The organism is Streptomyces sp. KLMMK (assembly GCF_036961605.1).
Classification (GTDB): Bacteria; Actinomycetota; Actinomycetes; order Streptomycetales; family Streptomycetaceae; genus Streptomyces; species Streptomyces telluris.
In genome coordinates this window covers 1-4,027 of record NZ_JBAMDC010000504.1, presented here as the reverse complement: position 1 = coordinate 4,027, position 4,027 = coordinate 1, and the positions used below count along the sequence as shown (strand labels likewise).

Here is a 4,027-nt window from a genome sequence, read left to right as displayed (position 1 = left end):
CGCACGTCGCGGCCACGCTCGCCGGGGCGATCCGGGACGGCCTCGGCCGCGGCTACGTCGACGTCGCGAGCGTCAAGGGCGGCCCGCGGCGCGAGCTGGAGGCCCTCGGCACCGACCTCTCCTGCTACCTCGGTACACACCCGATGGCGGGCCGCGAGCGCTCCGGCCCCATGGCCGCCACCGCCGACCTCTTCGAGGGCCGCCCCTGGGTGCTCACGCCCACCCGCGCCACCGACACCGAGGTCCTCAACCTCGCCCTCGAGGTCGTCGCCCTGTGCCGCGCGGTCCCCGTCGTCATGGACGCCGACGAGCACGACCGGGCCGTCGCCCTCGTCTCGCACACCCCGCACCTGCTCTCCAGCATGGTCGCCGCCCGCCTGGAGGAAGCGGACGAGACGGCCGTGCGCCTGTGCGGCCAGGGCATCCGCGACGTGACCCGGATCGCCGCCTCCGACCCCCGGCTGTGGGTCGAGATCCTCTCCGCCAACCCCGGCCCCGTCGCCGACATCCTCGCGGCCGTCGCCTCCGACCTCGACGAGACGGTACGGGCCCTGCGCGCCCTGGAGGCCGCGGACGACGGCAAGCGCGACGAGGGCGCCGCCGGCCTGGAGGACGTGCTGCGCCGCGGCAACGCGGGCCGCAGCCGGGTCCCGGGCAAGCACGGGGCGGCCCCCGCCGCGTACGAGACCGTCTCCGTCCTCATCGGCGACCAGCCGGGCGAGCTCGCCCGGATCTTCGCCGACGCGGGCCGGGCCGGCGTGAACATCGAGGACGTCCGCATCGAGCACGCGACGGGCCAGCAGGCGGGCCTGATCCAGCTCATGGTCGAACCGGGCGCGGTGGCGTCCCTGAGCGCCGCGCTCCGCGACCAGGGCTGGTCGCTGCGCCAGTAGGCCGTCGGGGGCCCGTGCCCTCGGATCCGCCGCGACGGCGGGCTCAAGGGCGCGAGCGCCCTTGAGCGGCCCGGCCTCGCCCGGCCGCGGCCCGGGCCGCCTCCGCGAGCCAGTAACCTTGTCGCAGGCTGGTAAAAGCCGCCCGTACTCCCACCCCGTGCACAAGGAAGGTGTCTGACACCGTGGAAACCGCCGCCCGGACCGCTCCGGCAGCAGTCATCGTCGGCATCGACGGCCCCTCCGGCACGGGCAAGTCCAGCACGTCCAAGGCCGTCGCGGCCAAGCTCGGCCTGCGCTACCTGGACACCGGCGCGCAGTACCGCGCGATCACCTGGTGGATGCTGAGCAACGGCATCGACGTGAACGACGCCGCGGCCGTCGCCGACGCCGCGGGCAAGCCCGAGATCATCTCCGGCACCGACCCGTCCGCGCCGACCATCACGGTCGACGGCGCCGACGCCGCGGGCCCCATCCGCACCCAGGAGGTCACCTCCGCGGTCAGCGCCGTCAGCGCCGTCCCGGAGGTGCGCACGCGCCTGACCGAGCTGCAGCGGTCCATCGCCGCCGAGGCGCCGGCCGGCATCGTCGTCGAGGGCCGCGACATCGGCACCACCGTGCTGCCCGACGCCGACCTCAAGATCTTCCTGACGGCGTCCGCCGAGGCGCGGGCCGCCCGCCGCAGCGGCGAGCTGAAGGGCAAGGAGGCCGCCGACCTGGCCGCCACCCAGGCCGCCCTCGTCAAGCGGGACGCCGCCGACTCCGGCCGCAAGACCTCGCCGCTGGCCAAGGCCGGCGACGCGGTCGAGGTGGACACGACGGAGCTGACCCTGGAGCAGGTCATCGAGTGCGTGGTGACCCTGGTCGAGGAGAAGCGGGCGGCGTGACCGCGTCCCCCGGGGGTGCCGCCGTCGGCCGGCGGATCGGCATAGGCCTGATGTACGGGCTGTGGAAGCCGCGTGTGCTGGGCGCCTGGCGGGTGCCCGCCACGGGGCCCGTCATCCTCGCGGTGAACCACTCCCACAACCTCGACGGGCCGATGCTGATGGGCACCGCGCCCCGGCCCGTGCACTTCCTGATCAAGAAGGAGGCGTTCGTCGGCCCCCTCGGCCCGTTCCTGGAAGGGATCGGCCAGCTGAAGGTGGACCGGACGAGCGCCGACCGCGCCGCGATCACCGAGGCGCTCGGCGTCCTGGAGGGCGGCGGGGTCCTGGGGATCTTCCCCGAGGGCACCCGGGGCGAGGGCGACTTCGCCTCGCTGCGCGCCGGCCTCGCCTACTTCGCGGTGCGGTCGGGAGCACCGATCGTGCCGGTGGCGGTGCTCGGCAGCGCGGAGCGCAAGGGCCGCGTCGTGCGCGGCCTGCCGCCGCTGCGCAGCCGGGTCGACGTCGTCTTCGGGGACGCCTTCGAGGCCGGTGACGGCAGCGGCCGGCGCACGCGCAAGGCGCTGGACGAGGCGACCGTGCGCATCCAGGAACGGCTGAGCGCGCACCTGGCGGACGCCAAGCGGCTGACCGGCCGCTGAACGAGACTTAGTAGCGGGCCCGCGGGTCCGCCGACCATACGAACGAGGAACGGACTTCATGAACGACCAGATCCACGGCGACGAGCACGGTGAGCTTGGCGACGCCGAGTACGCGGAGTTCATGGAGCTCGCGGCGCAGGAGGGCTTCGAGGCCGACGAGGTCGAGGGCGCCCTCGGCGAGGCCGGTCACGGCCCGCTGCCGGTGCTCGCCGTCGTCGGCCGCCCCAACGTCGGCAAGTCGACGCTCGTGAACCGCATCATCGGCCGCCGCGAGGCCGTCGTCGAGGACCGCCCCGGCGTCACCCGCGACCGCGTCACCTATGAGGCCGAGTGGGCCGGCCGCCGCTTCAAGGTCGTCGACACCGGCGGCTGGGAGCAGGACGTCCTCGGCATCGACGCGTCCGTCGCCGCGCAGGCCGAGTACGCGATCGAGGCCGCCGACGCGGTCGTCTTCGTCGTGGACGCCACCGTCGGCGCCACCGACACCGACGAGGCCGTCGTCAAGCTGCTGCGCCGGGCCGGCAAGCCCGTCGTGCTGTGCGCCAACAAGGTCGACGGCCCCTCCGCCGAGGCCGACGCCGCCATGCTGTGGTCGCTGGGCCTCGGCGAGCCGATGCCGGTCTCCGCGCTGCACGGCCGCGGCACCGGCGACATGCTGGACGAGGTGCTCAAGGCCCTGCCCGAGGCCCCGGCCCAGCGCTTCGGCGTCGCCGTCGGCGGCCCGCGCCGCATCGCCCTGATCGGCCGCCCGAACGTCGGCAAGTCCTCGCTGCTCAACAAGGTGGCCGGCGAGGAGCGCGTCGTCGTCAACGAGCTGGCCGGCACCACCCGCGACCCGGTCGACGAGCTGATCGAGCTCGGCGGCGTGACCTGGAAGTTCGTGGACACCGCGGGCATCCGCAAGCGCGTCCACCTCCAGGAGGGCGCCGACTACTACGCCTCCCTGCGCACCGCCGCCGCGGTCGAGAAGGCCGAGGTCGCGGTCATCCTGATCGACGCCAGCGAGGCCATCTCCGTCCAGGACCAGCGCATCGTCACCATGGCCGTCGAGGCCGGCCGCGCGATCGTCATCGCGTACAACAAGTGGGACACCCTCGACGAGGAGCGCCGCTACTACCTCGAGCGCGAGATCGAGACCGAGTTCCAGCAGATCGCGTGGGCGCCGCGGGTCAACGTCTCGGCGCAGACCGGCCGCCACATGGAGAAGCTCGTCCCGGCGATCGAGACGGCCCTCGCGGGCTGGGAGACGCGCGTGCCGACCGGCCGGCTGAACGCCTTCCTCGGCGAGCTCGTCGCGGCCCACCCGCACCCGATCCGCGGCGGCAAGCAGCCCCGCATCCTCTTCGGCACCCAGGCGGGCACCAAGCCCCCGCGGTTCGTGCTCTTCGCCTCCGGCTTCATCGAGGCGGGCTACCGGCGCTTCGTCGAGCGCCGCCTGCGCGAGGAGTTCGGTTTCGAGGGGACGCCGATTCACATCTCGGTGCGGGTGCGGGAGAAGCGCGGGCGCAAGAAGTAGGCCGCGCCCCGGGCTCGGCTGGGGGTCCGGGGGTTATCCCCCGGGAGGTGCAGCCGTGCGGGTGCGGGAGAAGCGCGGGCGCAAGAAGTAGACGTA

At 74.2% G+C, this 4,027-nt stretch carries 4 protein-coding genes; all 4 read left to right on the top strand.

The window, feature by feature from the left end; all coding sequences use genetic code 11:
* Positions 1 to 893 (top strand): prephenate dehydrogenase (locus tag V7793_RS34500; RefSeq protein ID WP_336013642.1); only part of this gene is annotated, 893 nt, incomplete at its 5' end.
* A gap of 170 nt (positions 894 to 1,063) precedes the next feature.
* Positions 1,064 to 1,777, top strand: a complete 714-nt coding sequence (gene cmk, locus V7793_RS34495; RefSeq protein WP_336013641.1) for a (d)CMP kinase — start codon at positions 1,064 to 1,066, stop codon at positions 1,775 to 1,777.
* A gap of 50 nt (positions 1,778 to 1,827) precedes the next feature.
* On the top strand, positions 1,828 to 2,415 hold the full coding sequence (locus tag V7793_RS34490) for a lysophospholipid acyltransferase family protein (protein WP_336013643.1): 588 nt from the start codon (positions 1,828 to 1,830) through the stop codon (positions 2,413 to 2,415).
* Between the two features lie 58 nt (positions 2,416 to 2,473).
* Positions 2,474 to 3,931, top strand: a complete 1,458-nt coding sequence (der, locus tag V7793_RS34485; RefSeq protein WP_336013640.1) for a ribosome biogenesis GTPase Der — start codon at positions 2,474 to 2,476, stop codon at positions 3,929 to 3,931.
* Positions 3,932 to 4,027: the final 96 nt, after the last annotated feature.